Genomic DNA, 17087 nt, shown 5'->3' with positions numbered 1-17087 from the left:
CAATTCCGCCTTTTTAATCAGACAGGATTATTGTCAAAATAAAGTCATTATAGAGGTTAGTTTTGTTAAAATTTGTTAAACTGTTAGCAAACTCCATTATATTTAGGAATTCAAATAACTATATCATTAACTAACTTAAATTTCATGAAAAAACTTCTACAAAGTTTGTTCTTATTGATGTTCGTCGCAATAAGTGCGATGGCTCAGGACCGAACAATTACTGGAACAGTAACATCTACCGAGGATAACATCGGCCTTCCAGGTGTAAGTGTTAGAGCCATCGGGTCGCAAGCAGTAGCCGTAACAGGCGCTGATGGAAAATACTCCCTACGGATCGGCTCTTCAGTTACAGCAATCCAATTTTCATACATTGGCTTTACAAGCAAAACAGTCAATGTTCCTTCATATAATATCCTGAACGTGGGATTAGCTTCTGACTCGAAGAATCTTGCTGATGTTGTCGTTGTGGCTTATGGTACTCAGAAAAAAGAATCGATTACAGGTTCTGTATCTAGTATTAGTGCGAAAGATTTGGAGAAAAGGACTGTAACCAATATTACGGCTTCATTACAAGGATCGGCGCCAGGTATTTCTGTATTGGCATCTAACGGGCAACCAGGAAATAGCTCTGCTATTCGTATTCGTGGCTTTGGTTCTTATTCATCTTCAAATAGCCCACTTATCGTTTTGGATGGTGCGGTTTATGATGGTAATATTGGTGATATTAATCAGAATGATGTTGAGAGTATTTCGGTATTGAAAGATGCATCTTCTTCAGCTTTATATGGTTCTAGGGGTGCCAATGGAGTGATTATCGTTACAACGAAAAAGGGTAGATCAGCAGAACCGGCAATAAATGTTAACTTTAGTCAGGGATGGTCTACTCGTGGAATTCCTGAATACGATCGTTTAGATGCTGCTCAATATTATCCTGCAGTTTGGCAAGCGATTAAGAATAACTTAATGTTTTCAGCTTCTCCAGCGTTAACAGATGCTGCAGCATCCACAAGAGCGTCGGCAGATGTGTTTACGAACTTGGTTTATAATCCGTTCAATGTTCCTGGAGGTCAAGTTGTTGGTACTGATGGTAAGCTTAATCCCAATGCATCTTTATTATATAACGATTTTAACTGGTATGCGCCTTTGGAGCGTACAGGAAAAAGAACAGATGCAAACATTAGTACAGCAGGAAGAAGCGATAAAACAGATTACTTCGTTTCATTAGGTTATTTAAAGGATAGTGGTTTCATTTTGAAATCAGACTTCCAACGTTTTAACGCACGTGTAAATGTAAATACGAAACTAAGGTCGTGGTTAAAAACAGGTTTGAATTTATCAGGTGCGATGTCTGATGCAAATACTGCAAGTGATGCCTCTACAGGAAATGGTTCAAGTTTTGTTAATCCGTTTTCATTTGCAAGAGGAATTGGGCCAATTTATCCAGTACATGCCTTTGATGCAACCGGACAGCCAATTGCTAATACTTTAACAGGTGAGCAATGGTATGATTATGGTATCCATCCAGGAGCTGTGAATCGCCCATCAGGAGCTTCTCCAGGTCGAAACGTTGTTTATGAAACTATGCTTAACGATAATGCTTATAGAAGAAGCCAGTTAAGTGCAAGAAGTTATATTGAGGTGAAATTCCTGAAAGATTTCACTTTCACTCCAACAATTAGTATGGATTTGAGAAACAATAATGTTGATCAGTTCCAAAACCCAATCGTTGGTGATGGTGCCGGTTCGAATGGTTACAAGTTCCAAAGTAATGCGGTTACTAAATCATACACCTTCAATCAAATCTTAAATTATAATAAAACGATTGGAAAACATACGATTTCAGTACTTGCAGGTCACGAAAACTATAATTTTAAATATAAAATATTCCAGGCAGATAGAACAAATATGGTTGCTCGTGGTAACACAGAGTTTGCAAATTTTGTTACATCATCTAGTTCATATGGTAGAGAGGATAACGATCGTATTGAGTCTTATTTATCTAAAGTTAGCTACAATTATGATGATAAATATTTCATTGATGGATCGTTAAGACGCGATGGTTCTTCAAGATTTTCTGCAGAACAAAGATGGGGAACATTTTTCTCAGCAGGAGCTACTTGGGCCATCAAAAAAGAAAACTTCTTAAAAGATGTAAGCTGGTTAGATGATTTAAGACTAAAAGTTTCTTATGGTCAGGTGGGTAATAACGCTTTGCTTGATGGTAGTGGAAATAGCAGATATTACGGAGATAGAGCCTTTTTTGATCTAGGTTCGAATAGCAATACTGAAGGTGGTGTTTTATTGGCGTCTATTGCTACACCTGATTTAACTTGGGAAAAACAAAACACGCTAAATACAGGAATTTCATTCGCGTTTTTTGGAAGAAGATTATATGGTGAATTAGAATACTACAACAAGCAGGTAGATGATTTGATTTTTAGTGTCCCTCAGCCATTATCTGCAGCGGTTACTAGTGTTTATCGTAACATTGGTGCCATGTATAACAGAGGTGTTGAGCTTCAGTTGGGTGGCGACATTATTCGCGAACGGGATTTTACCTGGGGCCTAATTACCAACTGGAGTATTTTTAAGAACAAGATTACTAAGCTTCCTCCAGAAACGCCAACAATTATCAGTGGAACTAAAAAACGAGAAGTAGGACATGGAATCTATGATTATTGGTTAAGACAATATGCAGGTGTTGATCCAAACGATGGGGCTGCATTGTATGTACCTGCTGATGGAACGCTTGCTGCAAACATTCGTACCGTGAATGGTGTACAATATGTAACCAATCAATCATTTGCAAAATTTGATTATTCAGGTACAGCAATTCCTGATTTGATGGGCTCATTTGTAAATACATTCAGTTACAAGGATCTAACGTTGTCGTTTATGGTAAATTACCAGGTTGGAGGCAAAGCTTATGATTCTGTATATCAAGGTTTAATGAGTACAGGTTCTTATGGCGGTGCATTGCATCAAGATATCTTAAACTCTTGGACTCCAGCAAATAATACTTCAGATATACCAAGAGCTGATTTTGGAGCTACTGCAAATACTAACGCAACATCCAACAGGTGGTTAATTGATGCTTCTTATTGGAGCTTACGTAATGTTAACTTATCGTATAATTTGCCTAAAGCTTGGTTAAACAAAATTAAGGTGCCAAGTGCCCGTATTTTTGCAACAGGCGAAAACTTATACCTTCATTCAAAAAGAAAAGGATTAAATCCTTCTGAATCTTTTGACGGTGTAAATGGTAATACTTACCCGCAAAGCAGAAACTTTAGTTTGGGTATTAATTTAACCTTATAATCTTTAAAAATAGTGTAGAAAGAGATATGAAAAAGCTTTTAATATTAACCAGCTTAATGGTAGCTTTAATCGCGCCCGGCTGTAAAAAGGAATACCTTCAAACCAAACCAACTGATCAGATTGCTTTGGAAGAGGTGTTCACTTCAACAACAAATGCAAGCGCTGTAATCAATGGCATTTATGCCTATATGAATACCAGAACTACAACCACCACCTCAAACGCACAAGGTAAACCAGGTGTTGGTGGTATACTGTTGGGTATTGATTTTATGGGAGAAGATTTGCATCAGGCAGCAGCTACATGGTTTACTTCAACCGGTGAGGGTAACTATGTGTCGCCACGAACCGATACACATGCGAGTAACCTATACTATTACCGTACCTTTTACCGTATGATTAACAACGCTAACTATGTGCTTGATAACATAGATTTACCAAGTGTAACAGGATTAGAATCGGAAAAAATTAGGTTGAAAGCAGAAGCTTTAACTATTAGAGCCTATGCTTATTCATATTTAGTGCAATTTTACGGAACAAGATATAATGCTGCAGCAAAGCCGAACGTTCAATTGGGCGTTCCATTGGTATTAACTACAGCTGACCTTATAAAACCACGTGCTACTGTAGAAGATGTTTACACTCAGATAGTAGCTGATTTGGATAAGGCAATTGCTTTAAATTCTACGACGAAGACAAACAAAACACATGCTGATGTTTGGGTGGCAAAAGGTTTAAGAGCAAGGGTTGCTTTAACAATGCAAGATTATCCAAACGCAGTTAAATACGCAAAAGATGTGATTGATGGGGGTAAATATCCATTAATGAGCCAATCTGATTATGTAAGTGGTTTTAATAATAATGCGTTATCTGAATTCATGTGGTGCGCAATGCCTACTACTGAACAAGGAGATACATTTGGATCCTTTTATGCTCAAATTGCTTATAATGCAAATACCACTTACATGCGTGGTACACCAAAAATGATTAATTCAAATTTATACAATCAAATACCAGTTAATGATGTGAGAAGAAAATTATGGGAACCAGCTCCTACAGCGGCTAACTTTCCACTTCCTACGACAGCATTTACGCGTCGTGCATATATGAGCAGAAAGTTTTCTGTAAAAACGGTAGGTGACCCTTCTTTGGGTGATACACCTTGGATGAGAAGTGCAGAAATGTATTTAATTCTTGCTGAGGCTTATGCTAGAAGTGGCCAGGATCCGCTAGCTCAAGCTGCTCTTTTTGCTTTGGTTTCTAAAAGAGATTTAACTGCAGTACAAAGTACTAAAACGGGAACTGCACTTGTTGACGAGATCATGATTAACCGTAGAGTTGAATTGTGGGGAGAAGGCTTCAGATATTTAGACCTAAAACGTTTAAATCTACCTTTAGATAGAACTGCTGCAAATGTTCCTAATTATGTAGGTACATCAGTAGCAAATCTTTTGACTATTCCTGCGGGTGATGTTAAATTTTTGTTCTTAATTCCTCGTGATGAGTTGAATGCAAATCCTCTCATTCCACAGAGCGCTCAAAACCCATAAATCAAAATCTTAAAATTTTGAGGGCTGTCTTGCTAGGCAGCCCTTTTTTGTGGGCATTTATTACATAATTAGGCATCTGTTTCAATGTTTTGTTTGTCTTATTGTGTTTAAAATGTTTTTATTCTGATTTAGTGTCTAAAATAGCTTTGTGTGTATGCTTTTTCTTGATTTATGATAATTACGACTGTTTTTTTTGAAAAAAAAATATACTTATTTTGTAAATAATGGCGTTATATGATATTTTTTTTATAGAATTTGTATTTTTTGCTTGTATTAAATGTTTTTAAGTGGTATTTTGGATTAATAATTAACTAAACTAATTTTTTTTATGAAAAAATTTATGCAAGGCTGTTTAACTTGTCGATTTATTGCGGATTTTGCAATAACATATGATGAAACGGTTGCAAAACCTCCTTTAATGTCGGATTATCCATTCCTTCTTTCTGATTTAGATGCTAGAATGAAATTACAATTGATAGAACCAGCACAGTTGTAAATTACAATAACATATTTTATCCATTCAATAACAATATTATTTCTCTTAACTTAAAAATAGCAGATTCTCTAACTGTAGGAGGCTAATGACTTCTTTACAAGGGCATTGATTTCTATTAAATAATGCAAATTTAAAAGTGTAAAATTTGCATTACAAAATACTAAATCCTATATTGTACTATTATTAACTAAACTAAATTTTTTATGAAAAAACTTCTACAAAGTTTGTTCATATTGCTATTTATTGCCACCTCAGCAATAGCGCAAGATCGAACAATCACCGGAACAGTTACGGCTCAGGAAGATGGATTACCACTTCCAGGGGTAACTGTTAAAATCAAAGGTGCAACCGGTGGAACCACAACCGGTGCAGATGGTAGGTATTCTCTTAAAGTCAATACCAAAGCAACCGTACTCGAATTCTCTTATATAGGTTTCTTAAGCCAAACAAAAGCTATTGGTGGTAGTAGTGTAGTTAACATACAGCTGCAAAGTGATTCTAAAACATTATCCGATGTAGTTGTAACAGGTTATACCACACAGTCAAAAAAGGATGTTACTGGGTCAATAGCAAGTGTAAGCGGAGAAAAGCTTAAAAACGTCCCCGTACAGAGTTTTGAGCAGGCACTCGCAGGTAAAGCAGCAGGTGTAAACATCATTCAGCCAAACGGAGTTTTAAATAACCCTCCTGTTTTTAGGGTGCGTGGTTTTAACTCTATCTCTTTGAGCTCTTATCCATTAATTATTGTTGATGGTATTCCTGTGTTTACTGGGGATCAATCCGCTAACAGTGCTGCGGGTAACGCATTGGGAGATATCAACCCTTCTGACATCGAGTCTATCGATATCTTAAAGGATGCTGCTTCTTCTGCCATTTATGGCTCAAGGGCGGCTAACGGTGTTGTGGTAATTACTACTAAAAAAGGTAAACAAGGTGTAACCAAAATCAATTACGAGGGTTGGGTAGGAACCACAAAGGCTCAAAATCTCACTCCCTTATTAAACGCAGCAGAATACGTTCAGATCAAAAATGAAGCTAGAACTAATATAGGCCTTGCACCAGCATTCTTTTTACAAACAAAATCAGATGGCTCACAAGTAGAAACAAATTGGTATGATTATGCCTATAGAACAGCAACATCCCAAAATCATGCCTTAAACTTTTCGGGAGCAAACGAAAAAACATCTTATTATGTTTCACTTGGTTATAGTAATCAAGAAGGCTTTATTTTAGGGAATTCATTTGAAAGAAAAAATGGCAGAGTAAATTTAGATCATAAATTATTTAAGAATGTAACTATCGGAACTAATTTTTCTTACAGCAATACCATGAACCGTGCCCCAAATACAGGCTCGCTCCCTGGACAAACCTTTTCAACTGTTGGGTTGGGCAGGCTAGCTATAGTGTTACCTCCTAACGTTGCTGCTTATAATGAAGATGGATCTTATAACATGAATGGATCTGCAGTTGGTTTAGGTGCGAATACTATTGCTTCTAATTATCCAAATGCTGCAGTTCTGGTAAATGAAGATAAAAATACATCTGAAAGCGACCGGATCATTGCTAATGTTTATGCCTCTATTCAATTGGTTAAAGGGCTAAGCTTTAAAACCACTTATGGATTAGATAATTTAAAGATTGATAATAACGCTTTTGTGAATCGTTTACAGGGCGATGGTGTTGCTTATAACGGTGGTGCTACCAGTAGTTTTGTTAAGAATGCCAGGTGGAACTGGTCTAATACCTTAAACTATGCAAATACCTTTGGAGACCATAGCTTAGGCGCTTTAATTGGTGCTGAAGATCAACAAACAAAATCTGATGGTTATGGCGCTACCAGGCAAAACGTAATTGATCCTTTCATTAAAGTATATCAAGGAGCCTTTGGTATTATCACCCCATCGGGATTAGTACAAGGCGATAATTCATTCCGGTCTTATTTTGGAAGTTTGAGCTACGATTATAAGAAAAAATATTACTTATCTGGTTCATTCAGAAGAGATGGTTATTCGGGCTTATCAGCAGGTAATAAATATGGTAACTTTGGTGGTGCTTCAGCAGGTTGGGCAATCTCTGAAGAAGGTTTTTATAAAAATTCAGGCTTAAGTAAAGTATTAACTCGCATTAAATTACGTGGCAGTTATGGCGAGGTTGGTAATATTAATATCGGTAATTACCCATCTCTATTTTTATATAGCCCAGGTTTATACGGATCTGACCCAGCATTATCATTCTCTCAAGCAGGTAATCCCGATCTTCAGTGGGAAACCAGTAAGAAGGCTGATGTAGGTGTTAATTTAGAGTTTTTAGGTGGTAGGTTCTCGTTGGAGGTTGATTATTATCATAATAATATCGATAACCTAGTTCAAAACGCTCCTCAGGCACCTTCAAAAGGTGTTCCGGGTAACGCCATTACTACAAACGTTGGTAAGATGTATAATAAAGGATTTGAATTTACTGTAAATTCAAGGAACATTGATACTGATAATTTCACATGGTCAAGCACTTTTACATTTAGTACATTAAAGAATGAAGTTACTGCTTTAGGTAATAACAATGCAGATCTTTTTGGAGCTACTTCTTTAGAAACGGCAAATATTACTCGTGTAGGTTATCCAATTGGATCAATTTATACCGTACAAACAGCTGGTGTGGATCCGGCAACAGGTGAACGAATTTTTATCAACAGAAATGGTGAAAAATTAAGATTCAGTTTCCAAAGAGCAACAGCTGCCCGCTACCAATACCTTGACGGACCTAAGGCGGGTCAGAATGCACCAGCAATTGATGCTGCGCTTGATGCCGTAATTGATGGCCCTTCAATTCCGAAATGGTTTGGTGGTCTTGATAATAATTTCCGGTATAAAAATTTCGACCTTACCTTGGGTTTAACATTCTCTGGTGGTAATAAACTTTATTATGGATCATTAGCAGGCCTTCGCGATCAACGCTTTTGGAATAACGAAGCAGGGGTATTAAACAGATGGACCACTCCTGGACAGGTAACGGATATTCCTCGTTTGGTTTACGGGGATAATACTTCAAATGGATCAGCCTTTGCACAATCTCAAAATGTTTTCTCTGGTAATTTCTTAAAAGTTAGAAACTTAGCTTTAGGTTATACGCTGCCAAAAACACTTTTAAGTAAATATGGCGTTTCGAACATTAGAGTATATGCTCAATCTAGCAACCTTTGGATTATATCAGGTTATCCAGGGCCGGATCCAGAGGTTTCTGTAAACGGAAACTCTACAGCAACTGGAAATAGTGGTAATTTGGCTCCTGGTGTTGATAGGAACTCTGTGCCATCAGGCAGAACATTTACTTTCGGTATTAATGTTGGATTTTAAAAATTAGAGATCATGAAAATTAAAATAAATAATAAAGTAAAATATCTTTTTCTTGTCGCACCATTTTTCTTTGCAACATCATGTAAAAAGGATTTCTTAAATGCTGCACCTGATACGGCCTTGCCTATTGAAGATGCCTTTTCAAATCCTTCAAGAATTTTATCTCAGGTTAACGGGATATATGCAGGGGTAAAAAATGGGCAGTTTTATGGAGGAAGATTTTTAATCTATAATGATATCCGAGGAGAGGACTTTATAGTAAACAAACCGAATGGAGTAACTGGTTTAGATACCTGGAGGTTCAATTTAACTTCGAATACCAATGAGGTTGTTAACTTATGGGGTGCAGTTTATGCTGCTATAAACAGAGCCAATTTGGTTATCGAAGGCGTAAATGCTAATGCATCTTTACTTACCCCGGCGGTAGCAAAGCAATATATTGCAGAGGCTAAATTTTTACGTGCCTTATGTTACTACAGCCTATTGCAATTATATGCTAAACCTTACATTACTGATAACGGTGCTAGTTTGGGCGTGCCACTGAGACTTAAAGGAGAAAAAGATTTAACAGGTAATGATTTAAAAAGAAGTACAGTAGCAGAGGTTTATACTCAAATTTTAAAAGACCTAAACGAGGCCGAGCCTGATTTAGCTTTGACTTTAACTGCAACTAGGGCATCTAGAAATACCGCAATTGCGTTTAAAACAAGGGTATATCTCTCAATGGGCAATTTGCCTGCTGTGGTAACTGAAGCAAATAAGATAGTTAGTGCAACTGCGCCGTTTCAAGCTACAACGGGTGCTCCTTTGAAATTGGAAAGTAATGTTTCTACGCTTTTTGGCGGTTCTTATACGGGTAATGCAACAGCTACTGAAGTTGCATTAACTTTGCCTATGGCCGATCTTGATGCCCCTGGTACACAAAATCAATTGGCATATTACTATAATGTTTTTCCGAATGGAGCCGGAGGTAACGAAGAATATTTCTTAAACCCTACAGGGATTTTCGGAAATGCAGCTTTTGCCGCCGCCTCAACTGATGCCCGGAAAGGCTTAACAGCAGTTTCTGGCGCTAATACTTATTTAACTAAATTTAAAAGACCATCTCCATACACAGATTATGTTCCTGTAATTAGATATGCTGAAGTTTTGTTAAACTTAGCAGAAGCCACGGTGGTAACCGATCCGGTAAGGTCTATTGCATTGCTAACCGCGGTTAGACAACGTGCTAATCCGGGTTATGTGTTTCCGGCGGCTGATTTATTACCGGCAAACCTTAAAAATACTATCCTTACAGAAAGACGGATAGAATTACTGGGCGAGGGATTAAGATCTCCAGATGTAATGCGACTAGGCGCAGGCTTCGTGGCAAAAAGCGGGGCTCAAGGTAGTGCTCCTGCAATTCCATTTAATACCGCAGGCTATATCTGGCCAATATCGGCTAATGAAGTTCAAAACAATAAATTAATTGTTCAGAATTAATTTTATGTTATACAATTTTAATCTATGATCAATATGAAAAATCTTTTAATTAGTGCCATTGCTACCTTTTTAGTTTTTATTATTGTAAACAATGTGAAAGCTCAAGTACAACCGGATAATCCAGAATACATGGCTGGTTGGAATTATTACAATACAAGTATGAGTAATGTTAAATGGAATATTACAACATATGGTGCTAGCACTGTTGAATTTAAAAATAAAGCAGGAGCAGTAATATTTACATCGACCATTTCTGGTTATGACGTAAATCAATTATCTGCGATGGCTGAGATCTTTAGAAATTGGCAAGCTATTTATGAGGATCTTTATCAGTCAAGTGGCGACATTTATTACAGGGGGGCGAGTGACCTTTTAGAGAATTATGCATTAAATCCCGGTTTAATGTTCTATGGAGGGCCTAACGATTCTTGGTAAATTTAATTATCTGAAAGTCTTTTATTTGGAAAAGACTTTCAGATATTATATTCAAATCCTATCCACACTATATTTCCCAGGGCCTATAAAATCAGTCCGAAAAATACAAAGCCTAATTCATTTCCTGGCTATCATCTTTTTATATGTATCCAAATAATAGCTATCATTTTTTTTAAAACTAGATAGCATCTTCTAAAAGCTAACCAGTTTGTTATAAGTGGTTTGGTGTATGGTCGGCTGAAAATTTAAAACCGTAAAATTTGCTTTATAAGATAGCAAATCATGTCTTGAATTATTATTAACCGAACAAAATTATTTTTTATGAACAACCTTTGTAGAAGTTTGCTCATATATCTATTTATTGCCTCCTAAGGCAATAACGCAAGAAAGAACAATTACATCTCAGGAAGATGGATTGCCTCTCCAAGGGATAAGTATAAGAATTAAAGACGCATCAAACTCTGAATTCCTTACAAGTGTTTCGAGTAAATTCTCTATTAAGGTAAATGCAAAAGCCAGGTGCTAATTTTTTCCTCAGTAAACCATTCCCCGTATAAGAAATTGTTATTGGAGGAGATGTTGTAAACGCATTTTTAAAAACAGATTCAAAGTCTCCATTAGAAGTTGTTGTAACAGCATTAGGCCCAAAAGAGAAGCCAAATCGTTAGGGTTCGCAGCTATAAGTCACTTAGGATAAATTCTATGATTTGGTTAGAGGGTGTCTTCAAACAGTTATCTAACAATCCCCAGGTTCAGCAGTCTTTATCTCAAAACTAAAAAAAACTCAAATTGAAGGTCAGGGCGAACTTGCTTAAAAGATCACCTAAATGGACTTCTGGGTAAAGCTATAAACATTGGTGTGATGTAGCATTAACCTACGATTCAAGAAATAATATGCACACTAAAATAGAAAACCATGCTAGATAAGTTTATTTGGGTGATAAGAGAAAAGATTTGTTAAATATATCTTTTAAGAGCTGTAAGATGTTAAATATAAAGTTTAAAAGATATAATTGATAGTGTTATAGTCTCGTTTTAATGTATTTGTATCTTTTTTGATAAACTATTTGATGATTTTGATTTGTGTTAGTGCTGTTTTTGGTGTTTTTTATGTTTAAAATGGTGTTTTTTAATGATTTTTGTTTTCTTTTCTCTAAAATAGCTGTTTTTTTGTTTTTTAAAAATTTGTATAACGTTTTTCTAAGTGTTATATTGGATTGTTAAACGGAAACTAAACTATTATTTATGAAACAACTCGCCCAGAGTTTGTTCTCATTGTTATTAATTGCAACCGGAGCAATAGCACAAGAAAGAACAATCAAAAGCACTGATGTGGCCAGGGAAGGCTACAAAGATCCCCCAGTAACAAGCATTCAAATTAAAGATGCGACTTAAGAACCACCGTTGGCGCATTTAAAAAAAATTAAAATGAATTATCCTATTCATTCACTCAAATATTCTAGTCATTAATCATTAAGCTTTAAACCAGCGCAGTAAAAATATGTGCAGTTTTTATTGTTGAATTTGTATTGCAGAATACAAGACCGTTGCACGATTATTAGATTATTAACTAAACTAAATTTTTTATGAAAAAACTTCTACAAAGTTTGTTCATATTGCTATTTATTGCCTCCTCGGCAATAGCGCAAAATCGAACAATCACAGGAACAGTTACGGCCCAGGAGGATGGATTACCCCTCCCTGGCGTAAGTGTTAAAATTAAGGGTACCAAGAGTGGAACCATAACCGGAGCAGATGGCAGGTACTCGATCAGGGTAATCTCAGGTGAGACTTCACTAGAGTTTTCTTTTATTGGCTTTTTGCCGCAGACAAGAACGATTGGATCAGGAAATGTAATCAATGTCATTCTGGTAGACGATTCAAAAACACTTTCGGATGTGGTTGTAACAGGTGTTGGCGTAGCTACTCAAAAAAAGCTCGTGCCAATTGATGTAGCAACATTAGATGCTAAAGATTTCCCGAAAAGTGCCACAACAAATGTGACACAGGCATTGCAAGGCCAAATTGCAGGTGCTCAGATCATACAAAGAAGCGGTCAGCCGGGTGCTAATGCACAGATCATTCTGCGTGGATTTACTAACCTTTCTAGCGCTTCGCCTTTAATTTTGATAGACGGCGTACAGGCGAGTTCCGATCTATTAACCTCTATTGATCCGAATACTGTAGATCATGTGGAGGTTGTTAAAGGGTCGGCCGGCGGGATGTTATATGGCGCCCAGGGTGGTAATGGTGTAATTCAGATTTTTACAAAAAAAGGAGCTAAAAACAGCAAACTGATTATTGACGTGGCCTCTAGGTACAGCAATGATAGGATTGTTAGATTAAATGATCTAATTGCAACTAACCATCACTGGGTTACTGATGCTAATGGCAATATAGTGGCAAGTAATGGTGCTATATTAGCACCAAGTGCAATTGGTGTATGGCCAAATCCCACAGCATTACCTTTTGGTACAGACAAAACAGTTCAAAACAACAAACCTATTTTATTACCCGTTTATGATCATATAGACCAAGGAAATAAAGTAGCTAACACCTTTACTAATTCATTAACAATTAGAGGTGGATCAGAGAAGTCTGATTATTCATTCGGAGCTTCGAACCTTTCTCAGCAAGATGTATATAGTAATAATTACAATAGAACAAATTTGAACCTGAATTTCGGATTTAATCCTGTTAAAGGATTAAATTTTAGAAGTGCTACACAATTAATCTACACAAAGGAGGATTTATTATCGTCTAACCGTTTCAATTTGGTCAACTCTTTGCAATGGATTGATTTTACATTCCAAAACCCAACAAACGGACAGTATGTAGTTAAGCCAAGCACTTTAACTGATGGAAATAACCCGCTGGCAGAACGCGAAGCCAGAAACCGCTATAGTAAAACACCAAGCTTGTACAAAATTTTAACCTGAATTATAAATTTCCTAAATTCTTGGAATTCGACGTTAAATATGCGTTAGACACCCGGCGTTGGGAACAAGGTGATTTTTATTTCAACCAGGTAGGAAGGGCTCAAACTGTTTTCTATGGTTCGGTGATTGAAGGAAGCATCACTAAAGAATATGAAAACTCAGCAGTGAATTATGGCAATGCCAGTGCGTTCTTTAGAACCGATTTTCAAAATGACTTCAAGCTGAAAGTGCCGATAAAAACCACTACCCAGGTTACGTATGATGCCAGAAGATTCAAAAGTAATTATTTTTATGCCCAAGGCGTAACCTTGCCTGCCTATCCACCATTTACCTTGTCAAGCGCAACAACAAGAACCGGTGGCGAAAGCTTTGAAGAGTCTTTGATTTATGGTTTCTTGGTAAACCAAACGGTTGAGTATGGTAACCTTTTTGGTATTTCTGCTGGCTTCAGATCTGATTATTCTTCTGCTTTTGGTGGCCAGGGCACGGCTGCCACCTTTCCAAGAGGAACTGTTTTCTTCAACCCATCAGAATTCTTTACCAATAAAAGTTTAGTATCCAACTGGAAACTGCGCGCAGCATATGGTGAGGCAGGTGTTCAACCAGGTATATATGACAGGCAGGTAACTTTCAGTAGAGGGAATTTTGGAGAAAGCGGATCAACACTTTATACTAGGGCTACCGCAAATAATCCAAATCTGCTCATTCAAAAAACAACAGAATTAGAAATAGGTACAGATTTAAACTTAACTCCTTTAAAGGGTAATTGGTTAAGTAGTGTGGTACTGAACGGGACTTATTGGAGCAGAAAATCTAATGATGTTATTCAGGAAGCACCTGCTGCACCTTCTACAGGTGCAACAGGAGTTAGAGACAATTTAGTGAGCTTAAAAAGTAGTGGTTTTGATATTTCAATGGACATAAGCGCCTATAAGTCTAAAAACCTCGATTGGAATTTTGGCTTTAGATTAGGTAAGGCTAAAACTGAAGTAACAGCGGTATCTAATAACGTGCCGATTACAAATGGCGTGTTCTATCTCGCTCCAGGTGGAAATTTAGGAGATTTATATATGCAAAGACCATTAACCAGTATAGATCAGTTAAAACCCAATGGAACAAGGTATATCCCTGAAGCCAGTGCGGCAGGTTATGCTGTAGCCAGTAATGGTTATGTAGTGAACTTGGCCAACTATAATGTTGTATTAACAGGTGCTGACGATTTGGCTGTAGCAGGCAATGTGAATCCCGATTTCACCAGCTCATTCATCAATAACTTTACATTATTTAAAAAATTAAGTATAGGCGTTCAATTTGACTGGGTGCAGGGAGGTGATGTGTATAATCAAACCAGGCAATGGATGTACAGAGATAGGTTGCATAAGGATTTTGATGAGCCTGTTACTATCGCCGGGCAAGAAGGTTCATTTGTTGCATTTTATAATAGTCTTTACAATACCAATACTCCATTATCTCATTTTATTGAAGACGGTAGCTATTTAAGATTAAGAGATTTGTCAATAACGTATGATTTAACAAATGTGCTTAAACAAAAGTGGTTAAGAACGATATCAGTTACAGCTACGGGCCGAAATTTAGCTACTTGGACTAAGTATAAAGGACTAGATCCTGAAGCTACATCGGCATTAACAAATCAAGGGGGTACAATTTCTGGTATGGGGTCGTTTACTGGTGTAGATTATTATGGTGCGCCAAATTTGAAATCGTTTCAATTTAGTCTCAATATTGGTTTCTAATAAATGATTTATAGAACTTTTAATTTAAAAAAGATGAAGAAAATAATAGCATTTTTTGCAATAGTCGTGTTTTTGACAAATTGTAAAAAGTCCGAATTGCAGTTGGATGATCCCAACTCGCCAACACCAACAGGTTCATTGGCTTCGGTAAAGGGAGTAGAGCAGTTTGCTTTGGGGATTTGGAGTAAGTTATACGTTGGAAACAATTTACTTGTACATGCGATGAATATGCATAGTTTCATGGGTGATGAACAGTGGTGTTCTGCCGGTAACTGGGGATGGAGGTATGTGAACCAAGTAGATAAAATTACTTTACCAGCACCATATAATAAAGTTATACCAGGTGTATTGGTAATTGATCAACCTACACAATTGAAAGCTTTAAATAATCTCTCAGCAACCAATGGATCCCAAACAAATGCTTTGATTTATGAATGGAATCTGGCTTATTTTGTTAACGGGCAGGCGAACTTCTTACTCCAGGCTATAGAAAATCCAGCAATTGCAATTCCGGCAACAGAGAAGGCTACATTACAGGCGTGGGCTTATTGGTGGAAAGGGTTTGCTTATTCGCGTATCGGCTCTATGTATGTTGCTGGGGTAATTAACGATAAAACGGATGGCAGTACAGATTCTCAGTACAAAACGCGTCAGCAGATGATCACTGAGGCAAATGCTAACTTTGATAAGGCAATCGCTTTGTTAACGCCGATTGCCGCTGCTGATGCTGTGTACACCTCAACAATGAATGCAATTATCCCTGCTTTTAATAAACCAACACCGAATGTTGCCATTACACCACAAATGTGGATCAGAGGATGTAATACCTATAAAGCCAGAAACATTTTGGTAAATAAGAAAGTTGGTGAACTGACGTCCGGAGATCTAACCACCATTAAAACACTAGCCACCGCTGGTTTGATTCAGGGAGATATTACGTTCCTATTAGGAATCTCAGCAGTTGCTGCCGAAGGGATTTCTCCAAATAACCAACAGCATATTTTATTATGGAATTCGCATGCTAATAACCCTGGTTGGATGTATCCATCTGAGCGGTGGGTACAAGACTTTAAGTCTGGTGACCAACGTTTTGTAAAAGGAGTTAGTACGTTGCCTCTTGCTGAAGTGAACAGACAAGCCCGGGGTTATCAATTTGGTGGACGGTATTTCTTCACTGCAATTCAAAATGGAGGATATTGGTCTACAAATGCCAGAACTGGTTTTGCAAATTTTGCAGGTTCTTGGGAAGAAAATGCCCTCATGCTTGCTGAAGTTGAAATTAGAAACAACAACATCGATGCGGGATTATTGTTTGTTGATCGCGTACGTACTGCTAACGGTGCAGGTTTGGCTGTTACAGTTGGAACCGGTTTAAATCAGGTGCAGGCACTTGAGGAATTGAGGAGAGAACGTAGAATTGCACTTACCCTTAGGGGACTGGCATTTTACGATGCTAGGCGCTGGGGTGTTACCACAAAAGCCAGTGCAGGTGGAGGTAGAGCAAATGCAAATGTAGTTGTTCCAAATGCAGAGATAGGAGCAACGCCGGCAGGAAGCTGGACATTATTGCCCTGTTTTATAGACTATAACTATTGGGATTACTGGGATGTTCCTGTACATGAGTATAGTTACAACAGTCCTGCTTCTGGTAGTCCTGCAATTGCAAACTAAAGATTCTTTTTATTTATTTAAAAAAGCGGCAGGTATTTAATCTGCCGCTTTTTTTAGAGACTAATTTCTGAGTCTTTAAGATAGAAGCGACTATT

Annotated in this window: 10 protein-coding genes; all 10 read left to right on the top strand. The window is 37.3% G+C overall.

The window, feature by feature from the left end; translation table 11 throughout:
* Window positions 1-144: 144 nt before the first annotated feature.
* The 10 genes from HDC90_RS20890 to HDC90_RS20845 all read left to right on the top strand — a co-directional run bounded on the left by HDC90_RS20890 (window position 145) and on the right by HDC90_RS20845 (window position 16992).
* Window positions 145-3318: a TonB-dependent receptor gene (locus tag HDC90_RS20890; protein WP_184469865.1), complete on the top strand. Its 3174-nt coding sequence runs from the start codon at window positions 145-147 to the stop codon at window positions 3316-3318.
* A gap of 26 nt (window positions 3319-3344) precedes the next feature.
* A complete protein-coding gene (locus tag HDC90_RS20885) occupies window positions 3345-4865 on the top strand; it encodes a RagB/SusD family nutrient uptake outer membrane protein (protein WP_184469863.1) in 1521 nt (506 codons plus the stop codon).
* Between the two features lie 328 nt (window positions 4866-5193).
* Entirely contained in the window at window positions 5194-5361 is a 168-nt protein-coding gene (locus HDC90_RS20880; protein WP_184469861.1) for a hypothetical protein, read from the top strand.
* Between the two features lie 203 nt (window positions 5362-5564).
* Window positions 5565-8711 (top strand): TonB-dependent receptor, encoded by a 3147-nt coding sequence (locus tag HDC90_RS20875; RefSeq protein ID WP_184469859.1) that lies wholly within the window; start codon window positions 5565-5567, stop codon window positions 8709-8711.
* A gap of 12 nt (window positions 8712-8723) precedes the next feature.
* Window positions 8724-10193, top strand: a complete 1470-nt coding sequence (locus tag HDC90_RS20870; protein WP_184469857.1) for a RagB/SusD family nutrient uptake outer membrane protein — start codon at window positions 8724-8726, stop codon at window positions 10191-10193.
* A 33-nt stretch (window positions 10194-10226) separates the two neighbouring features.
* Window positions 10227-10628, top strand: a complete 402-nt coding sequence (locus tag HDC90_RS20865) for a hypothetical protein (protein WP_184469855.1) — start codon at window positions 10227-10229, stop codon at window positions 10626-10628.
* Between the two features lie 1245 nt (window positions 10629-11873).
* The gene (locus HDC90_RS20860) at window positions 11874-12023 is read left to right on the top strand and encodes a hypothetical protein (RefSeq protein WP_184469853.1); all 150 of its coding nucleotides are present in this window, start codon (window positions 11874-11876) and stop codon (window positions 12021-12023) included.
* Window positions 12024-12214: 191 nt separating this feature from the next.
* Window positions 12215-13567, top strand: a complete 1353-nt coding sequence (locus HDC90_RS20855) for a TonB-dependent receptor plug domain-containing protein (protein ID WP_184469851.1) — start codon at window positions 12215-12217, stop codon at window positions 13565-13567.
* 20 nt (window positions 13568-13587) lie between these two features.
* On the top strand, window positions 13588-15321 hold the full coding sequence (locus tag HDC90_RS20850) for a hypothetical protein (protein WP_184469850.1): 1734 nt from the start codon (window positions 13588-13590) through the stop codon (window positions 15319-15321).
* A 33-nt stretch (window positions 15322-15354) separates the two neighbouring features.
* On the top strand, window positions 15355-16992 hold the full coding sequence (locus tag HDC90_RS20845; RefSeq protein ID WP_184469847.1) for a RagB/SusD family nutrient uptake outer membrane protein: 1638 nt from the start codon (window positions 15355-15357) through the stop codon (window positions 16990-16992).
* Window positions 16993-17087 lie beyond the last annotated feature (95 nt).

It is taken from the genome of Pedobacter sp. AK013, assembly GCF_014205835.1.
Lineage (GTDB): Bacteria > Bacteroidota > Bacteroidia > Sphingobacteriales > Sphingobacteriaceae > Pedobacter.
This window is presented reverse-complemented; position numbering and strand designations above follow the sequence as displayed.